We start from the raw sequence: 18,676 nt of genomic DNA on the forward strand, positions 1-18,676 counted from the left end.
ACCGCTTTAGCGGCTATGAGCTTGCCGGGCGCCGGGGCTGTCCGGGGGATGGCGTTATCCCCCGGACACGTTCACCGGTACGGTAACTACATATAAATATGGACTGGAGGTGAACGGAACCTCACCCACCCCTTCATAGACAATATTTGTGGCCAAGAACAAGCCCCCATCACCCACGCTTAAACTGATTCCCCACCGGCGGCAGCCCCAGCTTCTCACGCAAAGTACCTGGCCGGTAAGCCCGCTGCATCACCCCGCTTTCCTTCAAAATCGGCGCAACCTGGTCGACAAAATTATCGAAATCCACCGGCAGGAACGGGAACATCAGGTTGTAGCCGTCCACGGCCCCGGCATGAAACGCCTCGCTCAGCGTGTCGGCGACTTCCTGCGCGGTGCCGATGACCAGCCAGCTGTCGGAACTTTGAAGCAGCAATCTGCCCAGCTCCAGCACCGTCAGCTTCGGATCGTAGCCTTTGATTATCTGCAGCGCGGTTCTCAGCCCGTCAAAGCCCTGTTCATCCGGCAAAGGCGGCAGCGGCGCGTCAGGATCGTATTCCCCCATATCCATTCGCAGGTAGGTGCTCAGGAGATCCAACGCCATCTGGTCGTTCATCAGCGTCTGGATAAGCTGCCGACGCTGCTCTCTTTCTTCCGGGGTATTCACCACCACCGGCAGCACACCGCCGAGGATCTTAAAGTGTTCCGGCTCGCGTCCAAGCTTGCGCAGGCGTTGATTCATATCCGCGCGGTAGGCCAGCCCTTTCTCAATGTTGCTCATAAACACAAAGTGAATATCCGCCTGGGCGGCGGCAAGCTGCTTGCCGGACTCAGAAGAACCAGCCTGCACCACAATCGGGTGCCCCTGCGGCGGGCGCGGCACGTTCAGCGGGCCACGCACCTTAAAGAATTCACCTTCGTGGTTGAGCGGATGCACACGCTCAGGATCGGCAAAATAGCCGCTTTGCTTATCGATAAGCACGGCTTCATCTTCCCAGGAATCCCAGAGTTTGCGCACCACGTCGATAAACTCTGCGGCGCGTTCATAGCGCCTGCCGTGCTCCGGCAAGGTGTCCAGCCCGTAGTTAGCTGCCTCTTCCGGTAGCCAGGAGGTGACGACGTTCCAGCTCGCTCGCCCGCCGCTCAAATGGTCAAGCGAGGCAAAATAACGCGCCAGGTTATAAGGCTCGGTATAGGACGTCGAGGCCGTCGCCATCAGGCCAATGTTTTCGGTCACCGCCGAAAGCGCAGCCAGCAGAGTGATCGGTTCGAGCCGAGGGTTAGCGTAATGCGGCACGCCGCTGGGCACCGTGTCCCAGATGGCGACATGGTCGGCAATAAAAATGTTATCCAGCGCGGCGGCTTCGGCCCTGCGCGCCAGGTCGGCGTAATACTTCAGGGTAAAAATCTCTTTACCCGGCGCGTCCGGGTGGCGCCAGGAAAAGCGATAATCGCCCTGCGGGTTGAAGAAGAACAGATTAAAAATGGCGGTAGCTTGCGGCATGGCGGGATACTCGTTGTGAAATGGCCCTCCCTGGCCGGGGACTCGTTATTTAGCGGCCAGTTTTTCTTTTACCCACTGGTCGGCAACTTTAGCCGGATCTTTATGATCGACATCCACCAGCTTGTTCAGCTGGATCAAATCTTTGGTGGTCAACTTAGCGGAGATATCGTTGAGCACTTCCTCGACCTTCGGTGAAACCGCGCCTTTATGCACCAGCGGCACCAGGTTCTGAGCTGGCTGCTCGTGTTTGTCATCCTCCAGCACCACCCACTTCTCTTTCAGCAGATCGCCCTGGGTCGACACCAGCGTCGCCACGTCGATTTTGCCGGAGTTCAGCGCCAGGCGGCTCAGCGGGCCACCGATATCCAGCGACTTAAAGGATTTGAATTTGATGCCGTACACGCGCTCCAGCCCAAGCAGGCCAAGGGCGCGGGTCGCTACTTCCGGCGGGCCACCGACCACCAGTTCAGGGGCAACTTTCGCCAGGTCGGACAGCGTTTTCAGGTTATATTTTTTGGCCGTCTCTTCGCGCACGCCCCATGCGGTGATGGAGGCCGCCGAGGACGGTTTCAGCAGCGCTAAATCCGCGGGCAGCGCCTGCTGCAGTTCAGCAGAAACTTCCTGTTCGGTCGTCGCTTTACTGCCGCCGTGATAGTAGTTCAGCAGCGCGCCGAGGTACTCAGGCACCACGTCCAGTTCGCCGGTTTTGAGCGCCGGAATGATAATTTCGCGGTTTCCGAGGTTGAGGCGGGTTTTCACCTCGATGCCCTGCTGTTTCAGCGCGCTGGCGTAGATGTTGGCCAGGATCGTTTGTTCTGAGTAGTTTGCCCCGCCGATCGTGACGGTTTCGGCATGCGCCGCAAACCCTACGCTTGCCAGCCCTGCCGCCAGTAAAGTCAGCCGGAATCCCTTGCCTGCTGTCGTCAGCCAGTTTTTCATCATCATCACCCTTCTCTCTTTTATGTTGTGTTGTGCGCAGGGGTTAGCCCGCGGTTGGTATTGCAAAATTGAGCCAGCGTTTTGCCACCTGCGACATCAGCAGCTCGCAGCCCACCGCCAGCAGGGAAATCACCACCGAACCGGCGATCACCTGCGGGTAATCGCGCTGCCCCAGGCCGTCGATCAGGAAGCGCCCGAGGCCGTCCAGCCCGGCATAGGCGGCCACCACCGCCGTCGCAATAAGCTGCAGCAACGAGGTACGGATGCCGGCAAAAATCAGCGGCATTGCCAGCGGAATACGGACCTTGATCAGGCTTTGCAGCGGCGTCATGCCCATCGCCTTCGCGGCGTCGCACAGCCTTTGATCGGCGTGGCTGATGCCGACGTAGGTGTTGGTCAGCATCGGTGGAATCGCCAGCGCGACCAGGGCGATAAACACCGGCACATCGTTAAAACCCAACAGCATGATGCACAGCAAGATGATCCCCAGCGAAGGGAACGCCTGGCCAATGTTGAACAGGTTGATGGCGAAAAACGCCCCACGCCGCCAGTAGCCCAGCAGAATGCCAAGCGGCTGGGCGATCAACGCCCCAAGCAGCAGGCTTATCAGCACGTAATAGAGATGCTCGCCAAAGCGGTGCCAGATACCGAGATCGCCGCCCCAGTGGTCGGCCTGCAAAAACCAAAGCCAGGTTTGATGTACGATATCCATCAGCGCGTCCACCCCGTCAGGCTGTAGCCGAGACGCGCGATCAGCAGGTCAAGCACCAGCGACAGCACCAGGCTCAGCGCCAGGCTGACCAGAATCGGCGTTAAAAAGTTTTGGTTAAAACCGAGGATCATGAGCTGCCCCAGCCCGCCCTGGCCTATCAGCGCGGTCACAATCACTAAGCCCACCAGCGTCACGGAAGCGATGCGCAGCCCGGCAAACAGCGCGGGAAGGATCAGAAACAGCTCCACGTCGACAAAGCGGCCAAAGCGCGTGTAGCCCAGCGCCCGGCCAGACTCCAGCACGTCGGCGGGCAGCTTTTGCATCCCCGCCAACACGTTACGCAGCAGGATCAGCAGCGAATAAAGCGTCAGGCCAATTACCGCCGTGGTGACAGACAGCCCGGTCCACGGCAGCAGCAGAATAAACAGCGCCAGCGACGGGATGGTAAACAGCACCCCGCTAAGGGAAATCAGCGGGCCAGAAAGCGCGGGCCAGACGATAGACAGTAAAAGCATCCCGGCGGTCAGCAGCGTGCCCATCGCCAGAGACAGCAGCACCATCTGCAAATGCTGCAGCATCAGCTCGCCTATCATGTCGAGATTGTCGGTCACCCATTGCCAGTCAATCATTGCGGTGCAGCTCCTGATGCCGGTTAAGCGCATCGCTTAACAGAGCGCTGTCTACGGTTCCGGCGTAGTGCCCTTCAGCGGTGACGCGCACCAGCACGCCCTGCGGTACGTCGAGCAAGGCGCTATAAACGTGGCGCAGGGACTCACTTTCTTGGGCAATATGGACCGCCAGCCGCTGCCCGTTTTCCTGCCAGTGCTGAGGCCGTCCTTCGGCGTCCAGAACCAGCGCACGCGGGCTGACATCGGCAAGCTGCGGATCGCCATGCGTAACAACCGGTACATCCCGGCGCGGCAGATCGCCCACGCGCATCATGCCGAGGCGCTTAAGATTGGGTTCAGGGCCAATAAAGTCGCGAACAAAGTCACTGGCGGGCCAGGAAAGAATGTTGTCTGGGGTATCGAACTGCGCGAGGTGCCCGCCTTCGCGGAAAATGGCAATCCGGTCGCCAAGGCGAATCGCCTCATTGATGTCGTGGGTCACCAGAATAATGGTTTTATGCAGCCGGGCCTGCAGCGCCAGCAGCTCGCCCTGCAGCCTGTCGCGCACGACGGGATCGATGGCGGCAAAAGGTTCATCCATCAGCAAAATCGGCGGATCGGCCGCAAGGGCACGGGCGATAGACACCCGGCTTTGCTGCCCGCCAGAAAGCTGATGAGGATAGCGTTTCAGCACCAACGGGTTCAGGGACATCAGCGCCACCAGCTCGTCGATGCGGCGGGAAATGGCTCGCTTATCCCAGCCTAAAAGACGCGGCACAGTAGCGATGTTTTCCGCGACTGTACGATGCGGAAACAGCGCCGGGCTTTGCATCACAAAGCCAATTTTTCGGCGAATCTGAATGATATCAGCGCGGGAGAGCGGTTCCCCCTGAATATAGACTTCACCGCTGTCCGGGATGTCCAGGCGGTTAATCATTCTCAGCGTGGTGGTTTTCCCGCAGCCGCTGGGGCCAACAAAGGTGCAAAACTCCCCTTCGTTGATGGTCATATTCAGCGAGTTAATCGCGTGCTGCACATTGCCCGGATAGATCTTATTGATGTTTTCTAGTTGAATCATGATGCTTCTGCACTTCCTCATACCGCGCAATTTTGCCCTTCGGGCTTATACGTTTCAGCACACGCCAGGGCAGTATTGCAGAGGAAAAAGCGTTCACAAATTCAACATGATGCTAAGAATTGCCAGAAAATAACTATCAGCAATCATCGGGTTATTTCTTATAAAAACAACAAATAAGGTAGCTATTTAAACGCCATTTCTCCCGTTACTATTGGGGAGAATGCGCCCAAACGCGCCTGATAATTCCTCCTACAAAAAGCTTACATGATGAACCAAATACACTTTATTGAAGGCCCGGTTGGCGCGGGTAAATCGACCTACGCCAAAGCCCTGGCCAAAAGCGGCGGCTTTACCCATATCGCGCTGGACGAGTGGTTCGTGCGGCTCTATAGCCCCGACCGCCCGGCCGGGAATTTTGTGCCCTGGTACGTGGCGCGCAAAGACCGGCTTATCGACCTTATCCTGAGCTATGCCCGCACCGTGCTTGCTACCCACAGCATTGCGCTGGAGCTGGGGTTGATTCAGCAAGGCCCAAGGTTAGCCCTGCTCCGCCAGCTGCAGGAAGAAGGTGTTCCGTTTTGCGTACACGTCCTCGACGCGCCAAAAAGCGTTCGCCGCGAGCGCGTGCAGCGCCGCAATACTGAGCAAGGCGAAACGTTCTCGATGGTGGTGCCGGACGATATTTTTGAAATCGCCAGCAGTATGTGGGAAGAGCCAGATGAGTTTGAACAGGAAGAGTTTGAATTTATTTTTCCAGCTTCCGCTAAACGTTAGCCGATCAACAGGGAGAAGCCGCCATGCCACAGATTTATGCTCGCCCATTAACGGTGGGAGACACGATCGCCGTGTTTTCCCCCTCATCAGCGGCTACCGCGTTTGCCCCGCAGCGCTACCAAAGGGCAAAAGCGTTTATTGAGTCGCAAGGATTTTTTCTGCAGGAAGGCAGCCTGACGGGCAAAAAGGATTTCTGGCGTTCAGGCTCCATTCGCGAGCGGGCGGATGAGTTTAATGCCCTTTTACACGACCCCAACGTGCGCTGCATTATCTCGGCCATCGGCGGCTTAAACAGCAACTCGCTGCTGCCTTATATCGACTATGCACAGCTGATGAAAGATCCCAAAATTATCATCGGCTATTCGGACGTGACCGCCCTGCTGGCGGGTATCTATCAGAGAATTGGGCTGATTACCTTTTATGGCCCGGCGGTGGTGGCTTCTTTGGGTGAATTCCCTCCGCTGGTCGACAGCACGTTTGACTATTTCCTCAATATCCTTAGCCGACCGCAGGCGTTGCCGTACACCCTGAGCCAGCCCGCAGAATGGACCGAGGAGATGCTCGACTGGGAAACGCAGTCCCGGGCGAAAAACCTACAGCCAGGCAGCTGGTGCTTCGAGGGCGAAGGCAAGGTAGAAGGCCGTGTGATTGGCGGCAACCTGAATACGCTTTACGGCATCTGGGGCAGCGAATACATGCCCGATATCAACCGGGGCGATATTCTGTTTATTGAAGACAGCCTGCACAGCGCGGCGGAATTGGAGCGAGAGTTTTCCCATCTTTTGCTGTGCGGCGTGTTCGACCGCATCGCCGCCATTGTGCTCGGCAGGCACGAGCTGTTTGACGATCAGGGCAGCGGAAAAACGCCGCTGCAGATCCTGAGGGAAGTGCTGAACGACCGCGAGATCCCCATCGTGTCCGATTTTGACTGCTGCCACACGCACCCAATGCTGACGCTCCCGCTCGGCGTGCGGATGCGCATCGACTTTGACACTCAAGCCATTTCACTGACCAGCCAATGGCTGGCATAAAAGAGAGGAGTCGCGACGGTGACTGAAGAACTCATCCAGGCAGGGAAAACCAAAGTGCTCCGTTTTACTGAGCAAGGCACCACGTTTGATGACGAAGCAATGCGGGAATGCATCAGCCAGGCCATTGAGCAGCAGGCGAAGTGGATCGCGATTCCCGTCACGCGGCTGCCAGAAAGCTTTTTCGATTTGCGCACCGGCGTGGCGGGCCTGTGGCTGCAAAAACTGGTGAATTACCGGCTTGGGCTGGCGATCCTCGGAGACGTTGAACCCTGGCAAGGGAAGAGCAAGGCGCTCGATGCACTGATCGTGGAATGCAATCGGGGCAAAAGCTGCTGGTTTTTACCGGATCTTGCGAGTCTGCAAGAGCGCCTGGCAAAAACCGGTCAGTAATCGAAAGCCAGCATGCCCGAGCGCCAGACGCTGGTCGTGCGGATCAGCGCCTTATCGCGCAGGAAGTTAATCAGCGTGGCGATCACTTTGTCATGGCGCAGCTCGGGGCGGGTGACGATGAACAAATGGCGGCGCAGCGGCTGGGGCAAATCCAGAATACGCATATTCTCCGGCACCGGCAGCACCGACAGCCACGGCATAATGGAGAACCCCAGGCCCTGATTCACCAGCCCGACAATGCCGCTGTCGCTGGCCAGCTTATGCACCACCTCATTACGCAGCCCCATCTCACGGCAGCGCTCCACGGCGGGGCTTAAGGTGTTGGCGTTCGGCTGGATAAACGGCAGGTTTTCTAACTGCTGCCAGCTAAAAGGCTGCCGCAGGCGGAAGCTGCGGGGCAGCATCAGCACGTAAGGATCGCTGATGTACGGCACGCCGTGCAGCGAGTCCGGGTAGCCCTGAATAGTAATACCGATATCCGCCCGCCCGGACACCACCGCGTCGTTGAGGTGATGGTATTCCGTCGCGCTGTCATCAATATCCAGATGGATATCGGGCAAGGCCGTGGCGAGCGCTTCAAAATAAGGCGGCAGCAAGTTAGCCGTCGCGCTGCGGAAACAGGCCACCCGCACCCGCCCGGCAAGCTGCGGTGTTTCCGCCGCCGTCTGCTCGATGCCTTCCAGCAGCTGCATGATTTTTTTCGCATCTTTGAGGATCTGCGTGCAGGCGGCAGTCGGTGTACATCCGCTGCGCGAGCGGTGCAGAAGACGAACGTTGAGATGCTGCTCCAGCTCGGCAATGGCGTGGCTGATGCGCGACTGCGTACAGCCCAATGCTGCGGCTGCGGCGCTAAAACCATTGTTTTCCACTGCGGCTATCAGCATTTCCAGCTGATTTAGCTTTATTCCGGCCATATTTTCAGTCAGTTATTAGAAAGGACAGACTTCGACAAATCGAATTTCTTCATAGATAAGGAAAACATATCACGGTTTTCGGTTGCCGCCTACCGGCCTTCCTTCCCATCATAAAGCCAGCCAGTACGGCGGATAAAAGCAAGAACGCACCACCTGAACCAAGCACTTTAAGGAAAACCTGAGCATGCCCGGCATCATCCATTACGGCACCTTTGTCGTCTCTTTCATCCTGCTGTTAATCATTCCCGGCCCCGGCAATCTGATCCTGATAACCAGCGCCAGCAAAGGCGGCGCGCGCAGCGGTTATCTCTGCCTGATGGGGATTATACTGGGCGACCAGGTGTTGCTGTGGTTGGCTATCGCGGGCGTGGCGGCGCTGCTCGAATCCTCACCGCATGTTTTTCAGGTCATCAAGTGGCTGGGCGCCGCTTACCTGCTGTGGATGGGCGCGCAGCTGCTGCTGAAGGCAAAAACCGGCGCACCGCCGCCGCCGGTGACCGGCAAAAGAACGCCGTTTTTACAGGGCATGGTCATCACCCTGATGAACCCCAAACCCATTCTGTTTTATGTGATGTTCCTGCCGCTGTTTATCGACCCGGCGCGCAGCCTGGGGATCCCGACGTTCGCTATTCTGGCAGGCACGGCGGCCGCGCTGACCTTTATCTACTGTTCGATAATGATTTTCCTGACGACGTCGCTTGCCGAGAAAGTGCGGTCGCGGCCGGGCATGGTTTATCTGCTGGGGAAGGCCACCGGCCTGTTCCTGGCGATATTTGCGGTGAAGCTGGCGTTTTTTAGCTGAGGCTGAAGAGATTATTTATTCCCGACCGCACTGTATTTATTCTGATTCAACACCTGACGTTTTACAGAAATATCTTGCTTATCGTCAGGTGTTATTATTTTCATATTGTTATATTCTTTATGCGGATATTTCATCCGATAAGGAAATTGATTATATGAGAGTCGTCGTATTTCAGGGCCAATATGGCCTGTTCAAAAAAGAAGGGCTTGATCTTTCCATGCCTGCAATTCAAACCTGTCTGGGACTTTATGCGGTATCAGAGCAGCATGATTATCTTCTCTGTGCGCATTTTGATTCAGATGTCGGGTTACAGCAAAATTTAAGAGAAATTAAGAATGCTTTAGAGGCTAAAAATATCAGCATGAGCAGCCTTAAGGCAACGGTCTTTGGCGGTGACGGAAAGCAAAGCTATGCCCGATGCTCCCCTCCCAGCAGCCACATAGGGAATGACATTGTCAGCTTTATAAAAGCGCAGGGAGGCAGCGCCAGCTATTCAAATGAGTTTTACTCTGGCCTTATCCCCAAAACATTCAACTTTCACTATCAAAAAGGCTGCGGTATCTCGGAGGGGCAAAACCCGAAAGATTTCTCCGGCGCCAGTCAACAGGCAATGAATTTGGCAAAGCAAAGAATGAGATTAAGGCCTGCTGAATATTCTCTTGCCCATGCAAAAATGATAGACGTTAGCCGTTTATACTAAAAATAGTTAACTATTACCTAAAGGAACCATTCTGGTATAGCCCATCATTATTTATGACCATTTTATTCACAAGCTAATCTCTATGGGTTCCTTTATTTTTTATTGAATAATGCACCATCCAACCACGCCAAAAAATAAGATGTTTTATTTCTTAATTTAGTCGCGCTGGGCAACATACATTTGAAATAATATTGCACTTAAGATATTAACGGGGCAACTTAATGCCCCGGATTAAGCTTACTCAAAACGCTGTAACGTTCTGGGTAACTGGCTAAACAGCTCATAGCCGTCGTCGGTGATGAGCAACATATCTTCCAGCATGATAGCCCCGACGCCGATGCCGTAGTAAGGCGTTTCCACGCTAAAGACCATGCCCGGTTCAAAGGTTTCGGTGGCCGCAGCGCTCACGAATGGCGCCTCTTCCAGGCCTAAAAACAGCCCGTCGCCGTGCCCTAAATGGCCGCGATTATAGTGCGGCAAGCCATTGGCTTTGATTTTGCTCATCGTGTCGTTAAACACATGACTGAGCTTCACGCCCGGGCCAATCAGGCTCAGCATATGCTCGTGGCCCTGCAGGATGGTTTGGTAGATCCGCTCCGCCATTGCCGTTGGCTGGCCGAACACCACGGTACGCGCCAAATCCGCGCCGTAGCCTGCGACATCCACGCCGCAGTCAAATTTGATTAAATCCCCCGGTTTAACGGGTTCACGACTCGGGATTAATTTAGGGGCAAAGTCATCGCCCACCGAGATCAAATGGAAGCGCGAAAGGTTGGTTTCCGGGTGCTGCATGACGGCCGCTTTATAGGCGGCAGTGAGATCCCACGCCGAACAGCCCTCGCCAATCGCCTTAAAGGCTTCGCTAATCCCATACTCGGTAATCTGAGCGCTTTTACGCAGAAAGGCTATCTCCCACGGGCTTTTGACCATCCGCAGCTCATTGAAGATTGCCGTGGAATCCACCAGCCGTAAATTCGGGATCACCTTATCCAGAACCTGCTTGCCGCCGTTGCTCATCGCATTCAGCTCGATAGCGATGTTTTTATCCAGCACGCCCGCGTCCGCTAAAGTGGACTTGAGCAGCGTGAAAACCGCCTCAACCGGTGGGCCAATCGGCCGTTCTTTAATCACCCGCTGTGGGTTGAAAGGCTCATCGACATCCACCCAAACCGGGAAGGTTTTCAGCTCATAGTTCGCCAGCTCAAACTGCAGGCCTGCCGCCTCGAACTCGTTCATCACAACCAAAGATGGCAACTTTTCATCGCGGAAAATGACCGCCAGCGCCGCGCCGGTGTGGCGGAAGGTGTACATAAAGAAGCTGGCAAACCCGGTGACATGGCAAAAGTTGTCCGGGGTGGTCACCACCAAAGCCTCAATATTATTCCGGGCCATGATTGCTCTGGCTTTGGCCGTGACCGCCTGGAGATGATCTGCTTTATTCATGGTGCTCGTTACCTCAATCTTGTTTAACTTTTGCCGTAGTCGGATCGCCAGATGTTTTAGCAGATCAATCGGGATTTATATAGCGGGCTTACGGTGGGAGGCTTTGTTGCACCCCATCAGATTGAGTATTTTCCAGGCAATCATTATTGATTATCGCTATGCTGGACGCTCAGCAAAGACGATAACGGGGCCAGTGCGGTGAAAACATCAGGCAAAAAAAGCAGTGACTGGGTTGATATCAATCGCGATGACGAGAGCGGCATTGAGAGCATTAATGCCCATTTCTCCGGCCACGCTTATGACGCACACGATCACGACGAAGTGCTTGTCGGCGTGACGCAGCAAGGGCTCCAGCGTTTTAACTGCCACCGCACCACGCACACCAGCCATCCGGGCAGAGCAATTCTGATTGAGCCGGGCGCGGTGCACGACGGCCACGCTCCCGAAGCCGAAGGCTTTACCTACGCGATGCTCTACCTGCCGCAAGCCTGGGTGAGCGAGAACATGCAGCGCCGCGGGCTGGGCAACATCGCCACGCTGGAAGCCGCTTTCCATAACACCCTGGCGGACGACCCGCAGCTCAGCATTGCTATTCAGCAGGCGTTTTTTGCCGTCCACCATCGCGAAGGCCGACTCGCCCGCGATCAGACGCTCGACCATCTTGTAGCCCTGCTTTCCCGCCATATCAGCCTCAGGCCGCCTTCTGCCTCAAACGATGCGCTTCGGCAAATGTATGAGGTTCGGGATTTTCTTCAAGATCGGATGCATCTGGACATCGGCCTCGACGAACTCGCGCTACACTCCGGCATCGACAGGTTCCGGCTCAACCGCCAGTTTAAGCGGGCTTTTGGTCAGTCGCCCCATGCCTACCTTGTGCGGCTTCGCCTGCGCACCGCCAGGGCGCTACTGGCCCAGGGGAAAGAGCCGGCGCTGGTCGCCTCACAAACCGGATTTGCCGACCAAAGCCACATGGGACGCTGGTTCCAGCGCGCCTATCGCCTCTCCCCCGTCGCCTACCAGCGCCGTTGCACAAACGTTCTATACTGACCGCCCTGCCATCTTCGATGATGTCTTCTCAGAAAGATGAACGGAGAAGCAGGACAGATGTTTGATACCAAAATTGCCTTTATCGTACGCGACGATTTACCCACCTGGCAGCGCCTGAACGTGGTGGCTTTTCTCGGCACCGGCGTAGCCGCTGCCTCCCCGGAAATCATGGGTGCGCCTTACATAGACGCGAAAGGCCGCGAATACGGCAATTTGTCCGGCCAGCCGATGCTGATTTTCGAATCCGACCTGGCCGGGCTGCAAACCGCACACCGCAAAGGCCTCGAACGCGACCTAACCTTGATCCCTTACGTACACGGCATGTTTTCCACCGGGCATGATGCAGCCAACCGGGAAGTATTTCAGGCGGAAGATGCCGACAGCATGAACCTGGTCGGCCTGGCAATGCGCGGCCCGAAGAAGGTGGTAGATAAGGTGATAAAGGGGATGAAGCTGCATAAGTAGTATTTAGATGTTGAACAGGTCAGTTTCTTCAGCGGAACCGACCTGTTTCTACGATCAATCACTGTGGGAGTGAATATCACCCTCTTCCACCGCACCTGTATTCAAAGCCGGATAGCGCGAAGGCCAAATCTCTTGAGGCTGCTTGCCCAGCGCTTCCGCAATAAGCCGCTCCCCCTTAGGCCAGCGTCGGGTTAACGCGTTTGCCAGCGTCGAAGACGCCAGCCCGGAATCCCTGGATAACGCCGCCAGCGACGTGCCTTTCTTCCTGATGCCAGCGATGATATCCGCCGGATGCCAGTCCTGTGCTTTCATGCTCTCTCTCCCGTGTTTGATGTTTCAACACGGATAAGCATCGCCTTTGTTCGCTGCATACTCCACGGACTATGAGTCACATGCTTTAGTTTAAGCGGGAGACTTATAACTTAACCCAAATGTCGAGTTAGAGTAGTTATACTGGCTTTTGTTACTAAAAAGCCTGCTAGCCTCTGCCTCAATATTATCCAACACTAGCTTCCTGACTTCTTTATATTGTCAGTCCTTGACCTGCTTATACTAATAGCAGATTATGATCCAAGCAGTGCATTAGATGTTTATACAAGTATATTATTCAATATATTCTCTTCAGCATTCAAAAATCTGTAAGGGCAAGTTCTCGTCAAAATTAAGTCTATATTCCCAGAGGGCCTTAAAAACCACACTAGTGGGAAAAATGCTGTTAAATGTACTCACATGGAGTTGTAATGGATTCATATTTAGATATTTTACCTAAAGGTTCTACAGCTGTTGCAGTGAAAACAAAGGGACATAATTTTCTCATTAATAATGAGGGAATATCATCTACTGGTTGTTGGGTTGTATCAAAAGATAGGGTCGATGATTATGTGATCGTTTTTCACCAAACAAACTCCGTTAACGATGTTTACATTGGTGAATTTGTCGAAAAAAAGGCTGAAGGATATACCGAGCGGCAAGGAAAAAAATATCCACGCTATCGAATTTTTATTAAAAACTTAGAGCTAGCTCTTACAACAAATACAACCTGGACTTCTTTCGTAGGTAAAAACAATGGTGGTTTCGAGCGGATTTATTTGAAAAACGAAGGACAGGTAAAGCCTAAATACCTAGATCCTGATTCTACTGAAGCCGAAGAAGGGTATAGAAAAGACTCCAATCGAATGACGAGCGAAAGAGATAGACAACTAGCTAATGCGCGGAAGAAAAATGATAATTACACCTGCCAGTCATGTAACAAACAATATTTCGTAAATAATAAATACATTATTGAATGTCATCATTTACATCCAATCAATTTAGGGAAAAGAACAACAAAATTAGAAGACCTAATTTCGTTGTGTCCAACATGTCATCGAATTGCGCATACTCGAGTCCCCCCATATTCTTTGAAAGAGTTGAAAAACATCATGAAAAAGCATGCTTAGTCTTATGAATTTTAATTTTTTAAGGTTCGTTTTTGTAGAGAATTAATTGGATGTACTACTTAGCCCATGCGATGAAAAAATTTGTCAAATAATCTCAGGTCAAAAACGCAAAAAGCCCGCAATTGCGGGCTTTCAGCACATCTAATCAGCTAAGAGAGTGATTATTCCCACTCGATCGTAGCAGGCGGTTTACCAGAGATATCGTAAACCACGCGGGAGATGCCGTTCACTTCGTTGATGATGCGGTTGGACACGCGGCCGAGGAAATCATACGGCAGGTGCGCCCAGTGAGCGGTCATAAAGTCGATGGTTTCTACCGCACGGAGGGAAACAACCCAGTCGTACTTACGGCCATCGCCCATCACGCCCACGGAACGGACCGGCAGGAACACGGTGAACGCCTGGCTCACTTTGTTGTACAGGTCGGCTTTGTGCAGCTCTTCGATGAAGATTGCATCGGCACGGCGCAGCAGGTCGCAGTACTCTTTCTTCACTTCACCCAGCACGCGAACGCCGAGGCCTGGGCCCGGGAACGGGTGGCGGTAAAGCATGTCGTACGGCAGGCCCAGTTCGAGACCAATTTTACGCACTTCGTCTTTGAACAGCTCGCGCAGCGGCTCAACCAGTCCCATCTTCATCTCTTTCGGCAGGCCGCCCACGTTGTGGTGAGATTTGATGACGTGTGCTTTCCCGGTCGCGGAGGCCGCAGACTCGATAACGTCAGGGTAGATGGTGCCCTGCGCCAGCCATTTAACGTCTTCCAGCTTCAGCGCTTCTTCGTCGAACACTTCCACGAACACGCGGCCGATGATCTTACGCTTGGCTTCCGGATCGTTTTCGCCCGCCAGTGCGGTCAGGAAGCGGTTTTCGCCTTCAACGTGAACGATGTTCAGGCCGAAGTGGTCGCCGAACATGTCCATCACCTGCTGGGCTTCGTTCAGGCGCAGCAGGCCGTTGTCCACGAACACGCAGGTCAGGTTTTTGCCGATGGCGCGGTGCAGCAGCATTGCGGTCACGGAAGAGTCAACGCCGCCGGACAGGCCGAGGATAACTTTATCGTCACCCACCTGCTCGCGGATGCGGACGATGGCGTCTTCGATGATTTTTGCCGGGGTCCACAGCGCTTCACAGCCGCAGATTTCCAACACAAAACGCTCCAGCAGACGCTGGCCCTGACGGGTGTGGGTCACTTCCGGGTGGAACTGCACGCCGTAGAAGCGTTTTTCTTCGTTGGCCATAATGGCAAACGGACAGGTTTCGGTGCTGGCAACGGTCACGAAGTCGGACGGGATAGCAGTCACTTTGTCGCCGTGGCTCATCCAGACGTCCAGCAGCGGTTGACCGGCTGCGCTCAGGGAGTCTTCGATGCCGCGAACCAGCGCGCTGTCGGTTTTCACTTCAACCTGCGCGTAGCCAAACTCACGTTCGGTAGAGCTTTCAACGTGGCCGCCCAGCTGCATGGCCATGGTCTGCATGCCGTAGCAAACGCCGAACACCGGCACGCCGGCGGTGAACACATACTCAGGCGCACGCGGGCTGTTTTCTTCGGTGGTGCTTTCCGGGCCGCCGGAGAGAATGATACCGCTTGGGTTGAACTCACGAATTTGAGCTTCGGTAACATCCCATGCCCACAGTTCGCAGTAAACGCCCAGCTCACGGACGCGGCGCGCCACCAGCTGAGTGTACTGAGAACCGAAGTCGAGGATCAGGATGCGATGTTTATGAATGTTTTCCGTCATTGACGTTAATTCCGAGGCAAGTGAAACGAGAATATAAAGAGCCCGGCGCGTGGCCGGGCTAGTGAAATCAGGAGCCCATGCGGTAGTTCGGAGACTCTTTAGTGATGGTCACGTCGTGGACGTGGCTTTCCTGGATACCGGCACCGCTGATGCGTACGAATTCCGCTTTGGTACGCAGCGCGTCGATAGTACCACAGCCGGTCAGGCCCATACAGGAACGCAGGCCGCCCATCTGCTGGTGCACGATCTCTTTCAGACGGCCTTTATACGCTACGCGACCTTCGATACCTTCCGGCACCAGTTTGTCTGCTGCGTTATCGGTCTGGAAGTAACGGTCAGAAGAGCCTTTGGACATCGCGCCCAGAGAACCCATGCCGCGGTAGGATTTGAAAGCACGGCCCTGGTACAGTTCGATTTCGCCCGGAGACTCTTCGGTACCTGCCAGCATGCCGCCAACCATCACAGCAGCTGCGCCAGCGGCGATAGCTTTAGCGATGTCGCCGGAGAAGCGGATCCCGCCGTCGGCGATGACCGGAATACCGGTGCCTTCCAGCGCTTCAACCGCGTCAGCTACGGCGGTTATCTGCGGTACACCTACGCCGGTAACGATACGCGTAGTACAGATGGAACCAGGACCGATCCCGACCTTAACCGCGCTGCAGCCAGCTTCGGCCAGGGCGCGAGCGCCAGCGGCGGTTGCTACGTTACCGCCGATGATTTGCAGGTCAGGATATTTAGCACGGGTTTCGCGAATACGTTGCAGAACGCCTTCGGAGTGGCCGTGAGAGGAGTCAATCAGCAGAATATCAACGCCAGCGGCGACCAGCGCGTCAACACGCTCTTCGTTGCCTGCGCCTGCGCCAACCGCAGCCCCAACACGCAGACGCCCCTGCTCGTCTTTACAGGCGTTAGGTTTACGCTCTGCTTTCTGGAAGTCTTTGACGGTGATCATGCCGCGCAGGTGGAAGCCCGCGTCCACAACCAGCGCCTTTTCAACGCGTTTTTCGTGCATTTTAGACAGCACGACGTCGCGCGCTTCGCCTTCTTTCACGGTAACCAGACGCTCTTTCGGGGTCATGTACACGCTAACAGGCTGGGTCAGGTCGGTCACGAAGCGCACGTCACGGCCGGTGATGATGCCAACCAGTTCGTTTTCTTCAGTCACTACCGGGTAACCGGCAAAGCCGTTACGCTCGGTTAATTCTTTCACTTCACGCAGGGTGGTCGTTGGCAGCACGGTTTGCGGGTCAGTGACGACGCCACTTTCGTGTTTCTTAACGCGCTTTACTTCTTCTGCCTGGCGTTCAATCGACATATTTTTGTGGATGAAACCAAGACCGCCTTCCTGCGCCAGGGCGATAGCCAGACGCGCTTCCGTCACGGTATCCATCGCTGCGGACAGCATAGGGATATTCAGACGAATAGTTTTGGTCAGTTGGGTGCCGAGATCGGCCGTGTTCGGCAGAACAGTAGAGTGAGCTGGAACGAGGAGAACGTCGTCAAACGTCAGTGCTTCTTTAGCGATACGTAGCATGGCAATATCTCAACCTGGGGGTGAATGAGAACAGATAAAATATTGCCGCGGCATTATACAGAGCGTAAGCGATTGCATCCACACTTTTTTCGCAAAACTCCTTGCTAATAGCGCACCGGGCTGTAGTATCGACCTATTAACCTGCTGATTTAGAATTTGATCCAGCTCACATGTCGACACTGAATTCCCCTTCAATTTTTACCGTTTCTCGCCTGAATCAGACGGTGCGTTTGCTGCTGGAGCAGGAAATGGGGCAGGTCTGGATCAGCGGTGAAATCTCTAACTTCAGCCAGCCCTCTTCGGGCCACTGGTACTTCACGCTAAAAGACGATACCGCCCAGGTTCGCTGCGCGATGTTCCGTAACAGCAATCGCCGCGTGACCTTCCGCCCGCAGCACGGGCAGCAGGTGTTAGTGCGCGCTAACATCACCCTTTACGAACCACGCGGCGACTATCAGATTATTGTCGAAAGCATGCAACCCGCCGGTGAAGGGCTGTTGCAGCAGCAGTACGAGCAGCTCAAGCAGAAGCTGAGCGCTGAAGGGCTTTTCGACCAGTTGCACAAGCAGGCCATGCCCGCTCCGGCTCGCCAGGTCGGCGTCATTACCTCTAAAACCGGCGCAGCCCTGCACGACGTTCTGCACGTATTACAGCGTCGCGATCCGTCCCTGCCGGTCATTATTTATCCGACTGCCGTTCAGGGCGCAGACGCCCCGCTGCAAATCGTTCGCGCCATCGAGCTTGCCAACCTGCGCAACGAGTGTGACGTGCTAGTTGTCGGGCGCGGCGGCGGCTCGCTGGAAGATTTGTGGAGCTTTAACGATGAGCGAGTTGCACGGGCAATTTTCGCAAGTAAGATCCCGGTCGTTAGCGCCGTAGGGCATGAAACTGACGTCACGATCGCCGATTTTGTTGCAGATTTACGTGCGCCAACCCCTTCCGCCGCGGCGGAAATCGTCAGCCGCAATCAGCTCGAATTACTGCGCCAAATCCAGTCCCAGCAGCAGCGTATGGAAATGGCGATGGACTATTACCTCGCCCAGCGCTCGCGGCGGTTTACCCAGCTGCACCATCGCCTGCAACAGCAGCATCCTCAGCTACGTTTAGCCCGCCAGCAAACCACGCTTGATCGCCTGCGCCAGCGGCTGAATGTGGCAATAGACGGGAAAGTTCGCCGTGCCGGTCAGCAGCAGCAGCGCCTGGCTCAGCGCCTTAATCAACAGCAGCCTCAGCCCCGCATTCACCGCGCCCAGTCTCGCTTACAGCAGCTGGAATACCGCCTGTCGCAGTTAGTAAGCGCTCAGCTCAGCCAGACGAAACAACGTTTTGGCACCGCGCTGGCTCAGCTGGAAGCCGTCAGCCCGCTTGCGACGCTCGCGCGTGGCTACAGCGTGACAACAGCCGAAGACGGCAAAGTGCTGAAGAAAACCAAACAGGTGAAGTCCGGGGATACGCTGACTACGCGCCTGGATGACGGCTGGGTTGAGAGTCAGGTGACGGGCATTAAAGCGGTGAAAGCGCCGCGTAAGCGTAAGCCAGCGGCGAAAGACGAATAAACCG

19 protein-coding genes are annotated in these 18,676 nt (G+C 55.1%); 9 read left to right on the forward strand and 10 right to left on the reverse strand.

Translation table 11 applies throughout. From position 1 onward, the window contains the following. Window positions 1-169 precede the first annotated feature (169 nt). From CNE01S_RS15055 to CNE01S_RS15075, 5 genes are read right to left on the reverse strand one after another with little or no spacing between them, the layout of a single operon-like run. Window positions 170-1,501, reverse strand: a complete 1,332-nt coding sequence (locus CNE01S_RS15055) for an NtaA/DmoA family FMN-dependent monooxygenase (RefSeq protein WP_061277145.1) — start codon at window positions 1,499-1,501, stop codon at window positions 170-172. 45 nt (window positions 1,502-1,546) lie between these two features. Beyond that, window positions 1,547-2,446: an ABC transporter substrate-binding protein gene (locus CNE01S_RS15060; protein WP_061277146.1), complete on the reverse strand. Its 900-nt coding sequence runs from the start codon at window positions 2,444-2,446 to the stop codon at window positions 1,547-1,549. Between the two features lie 37 nt (window positions 2,447-2,483). Next, the gene (locus CNE01S_RS15065) at window positions 2,484-3,152 is read right to left on the reverse strand and encodes an ABC transporter permease (protein ID WP_061277147.1); all 669 of its coding nucleotides are present in this window, start codon (window positions 3,150-3,152) and stop codon (window positions 2,484-2,486) included. Continuing rightward, on the reverse strand, window positions 3,152-3,781 hold the full coding sequence (locus CNE01S_RS15070) for an ABC transporter permease (protein ID WP_061277148.1): 630 nt from the start codon (window positions 3,779-3,781) through the stop codon (window positions 3,152-3,154). Before CNE01S_RS15070 ends, CNE01S_RS15065 begins: the two co-directional genes overlap by 1 nt. After that, window positions 3,774-4,838: an ABC transporter ATP-binding protein gene (locus CNE01S_RS15075; protein ID WP_061277149.1), complete on the reverse strand. Its 1,065-nt coding sequence runs from the start codon at window positions 4,836-4,838 to the stop codon at window positions 3,774-3,776. Before CNE01S_RS15075 ends, CNE01S_RS15070 begins: the two co-directional genes overlap by 8 nt. Before the next feature lie 264 nt (window positions 4,839-5,102). Here CNE01S_RS15075 and CNE01S_RS15080 point away from each other — a divergent pair, with 264 nt between their 5' ends. From CNE01S_RS15080 to CNE01S_RS15090, 3 genes are read left to right on the forward strand one after another with little or no spacing between them, the layout of a single operon-like run. Continuing rightward, a complete protein-coding gene (locus CNE01S_RS15080) occupies window positions 5,103-5,612 on the forward strand; it encodes a P-loop nucleotide/nucleoside kinase family protein (RefSeq protein ID WP_245874381.1) in 510 nt (169 codons plus the stop codon). Between the two features lie 23 nt (window positions 5,613-5,635). Further along, window positions 5,636-6,643: a S66 family peptidase gene (locus CNE01S_RS15085; RefSeq protein WP_061277150.1), complete on the forward strand. Its 1,008-nt coding sequence runs from the start codon at window positions 5,636-5,638 to the stop codon at window positions 6,641-6,643. A gap of 18 nt (window positions 6,644-6,661) precedes the next feature. Next, window positions 6,662-7,033: a DUF4180 domain-containing protein gene (locus tag CNE01S_RS15090; protein WP_061277151.1), complete on the forward strand. Its 372-nt coding sequence runs from the start codon at window positions 6,662-6,664 to the stop codon at window positions 7,031-7,033. Here the strand turns inward: CNE01S_RS15090 and CNE01S_RS15095 are convergent. Next, window positions 7,027-7,947, reverse strand: a complete 921-nt coding sequence (locus CNE01S_RS15095; RefSeq protein ID WP_061277152.1) for a LysR family transcriptional regulator — start codon at window positions 7,945-7,947, stop codon at window positions 7,027-7,029. The two genes, CNE01S_RS15090 and CNE01S_RS15095, sit on opposite strands and share 7 nt — an antisense overlap. Window positions 7,948-8,131: 184 nt before the next feature. Between CNE01S_RS15095 and CNE01S_RS15100 the strand changes: the two genes are divergently transcribed. Then, a complete protein-coding gene (locus CNE01S_RS15100) occupies window positions 8,132-8,749 on the forward strand; it encodes a LysE family transporter (protein ID WP_061277153.1) in 618 nt (205 codons plus the stop codon). 154 nt (window positions 8,750-8,903) lie between these two features. Further along, complete coding sequence (locus CNE01S_RS15105) at window positions 8,904-9,449, forward strand: hypothetical protein (RefSeq protein WP_061277154.1); 546 nt, start codon at window positions 8,904-8,906, stop codon at window positions 9,447-9,449. A gap of 237 nt (window positions 9,450-9,686) precedes the next feature. Here CNE01S_RS15105 and CNE01S_RS15110 read toward each other — a convergent pair whose 3' ends face one another. Then, window positions 9,687-10,892, reverse strand: coding sequence for a M24 family metallopeptidase (locus CNE01S_RS15110; protein ID WP_061277155.1), 1,206 nt, complete (start codon window positions 10,890-10,892; stop codon window positions 9,687-9,689). 198 nt (window positions 10,893-11,090) lie between these two features. Between CNE01S_RS15110 and CNE01S_RS15115 the strand changes: the two genes are divergently transcribed. After that, complete coding sequence (locus CNE01S_RS15115; RefSeq protein WP_061277156.1) at window positions 11,091-11,939, forward strand: AraC family transcriptional regulator; 849 nt, start codon at window positions 11,091-11,093, stop codon at window positions 11,937-11,939. Window positions 11,940-11,996: 57 nt separating this feature from the next. Then, complete coding sequence (locus CNE01S_RS15120; protein WP_061277157.1) at window positions 11,997-12,404, forward strand: DUF2000 family protein; 408 nt, start codon at window positions 11,997-11,999, stop codon at window positions 12,402-12,404. A gap of 54 nt (window positions 12,405-12,458) precedes the next feature. Here CNE01S_RS15120 and CNE01S_RS15125 read toward each other — a convergent pair whose 3' ends face one another. Then, the gene (locus tag CNE01S_RS15125) at window positions 12,459-12,716 is read right to left on the reverse strand and encodes a helix-turn-helix domain-containing protein (protein ID WP_061277158.1); all 258 of its coding nucleotides are present in this window, start codon (window positions 12,714-12,716) and stop codon (window positions 12,459-12,461) included. Window positions 12,717-13,144: 428 nt separating this feature from the next. Between CNE01S_RS15125 and CNE01S_RS15130 the strand changes: the two genes are divergently transcribed. Further along, the gene (locus CNE01S_RS15130; RefSeq protein WP_061277159.1) at window positions 13,145-13,843 is read left to right on the forward strand and encodes an HNH endonuclease; all 699 of its coding nucleotides are present in this window, start codon (window positions 13,145-13,147) and stop codon (window positions 13,841-13,843) included. A gap of 161 nt (window positions 13,844-14,004) precedes the next feature. Here the strand turns inward: CNE01S_RS15130 and guaA are convergent, their stop codons facing one another. Together guaA and guaB are read right to left on the reverse strand one after the other, a co-directional pair. After that, window positions 14,005-15,582: a glutamine-hydrolyzing GMP synthase gene (gene guaA, locus CNE01S_RS15135; RefSeq protein ID WP_061277160.1), complete on the reverse strand. Its 1,578-nt coding sequence runs from the start codon at window positions 15,580-15,582 to the stop codon at window positions 14,005-14,007. Between the two features lie 67 nt (window positions 15,583-15,649). After that, window positions 15,650-17,116: an IMP dehydrogenase gene (gene guaB, locus CNE01S_RS15140; protein ID WP_061277161.1), complete on the reverse strand. Its 1,467-nt coding sequence runs from the start codon at window positions 17,114-17,116 to the stop codon at window positions 15,650-15,652. A 170-nt stretch (window positions 17,117-17,286) separates the two neighbouring features. Here guaB and xseA point away from each other — a divergent pair, with 170 nt between their 5' ends. Further along, window positions 17,287-18,672, forward strand: coding sequence for an exodeoxyribonuclease VII large subunit (xseA, locus tag CNE01S_RS15145; protein WP_061277162.1), 1,386 nt, complete (start codon window positions 17,287-17,289; stop codon window positions 18,670-18,672). The last annotated feature ends 4 nt before the right edge of the window (window positions 18,673-18,676 follow it).

The sequence above is a fragment of the Cedecea neteri NBRC 105707 = ATCC 33855 genome (genome assembly GCF_001571265.1).
Classification (GTDB): Bacteria; Pseudomonadota; Gammaproteobacteria; order Enterobacterales; family Enterobacteriaceae; genus Cedecea; species Cedecea neteri.